General features: G+C 49.9%; 1 protein-coding gene. It reads left to right on the top strand.

Annotation, left to right across the window (positions count from 1 at the left end):
* Nucleotides 1-970: hypothetical protein (locus CWC16_RS16810; protein WP_212747445.1), on the top strand; the 970-nt coding region annotated here is incomplete at both ends.

Raw genomic sequence — 970 nt, 5'->3', positions numbered from 1 at the left:
TAACACCGCAGCGATCACAACTAGCATTGATAAAACCGCCGACGGCGTGATTAATGGTAACGGTGAAAGCGCCGCCATGGTCGTGCGTGGTACTGTGACTGATGTGGAAGACGGTCAAACTGTGACGGTGATCATCAGTGATGGCACAAACCAAGTTGAAACCACGGCACTTGTACAAAACGGCGAATACGTTACCGATCCGATTGATGCAAGCGCATTAAACGACGGCACACTCACCGCTACCGCCAGCGTATCAGATGTAGCAGGTAACCCTGTTACAGCTGAGGATACAGTTGAACTTGATAACACCGCCGCGATCACAACCAGTATTGATAAAACAGTCGACGGCGTGATTAATGGTAACGGTGAAAGCGCCGCCATGGTCGTGCGTGGCACGGTGAGCGATGTGGAAGACGGTCAAACCGTGACGGTGATCATCAGTGATGGCACAAACCAAGTTGAAACCACGGCGCTTGTGCAAAACGGCGAATATGTTACCGATCCGATTGACGCAAGCGCATTAAACGACGGGACACTCACCGCCACAGCTAGCGTGTCTGATGTGGCAGGCAACCCGATTTCAGCACAAGATGCAGTCGAGCTTGATAACACCGCAGTTATTACAACCAGCATTGATAAAACAGCCGACGGCGTGATTAATGGTAATGGCGAAAGCGCCGCCATGGTTATTCGTGGCACAGTGACTGATGTTGAAGATGGTCAAATGGTTAGCATCACTTTGAGCGATGGAATAAACGCGCCAATTGAAGTTCAAGCAACCGTTCAAAATGGCGAGTATGTTACTGATCCGATTGATGCAAGCGCACTAAACGATGGGACACTCACTGCCACAGCCAGCGTATCCGATGTGGCAGGTAACCCTGTTACAGCTGAGGATACAGTTGAACTTGATAACACCGCAGCGATCACAACCAGCATTGATAAAACAGCCGATTCAGTTATTAACGGA

The organism is Pseudoalteromonas sp. S3776, from assembly GCF_005886915.1.
Lineage (GTDB): Bacteria > Pseudomonadota > Gammaproteobacteria > Enterobacterales > Alteromonadaceae > Pseudoalteromonas.
This window is presented reverse-complemented; position numbering and strand designations above follow the sequence as displayed.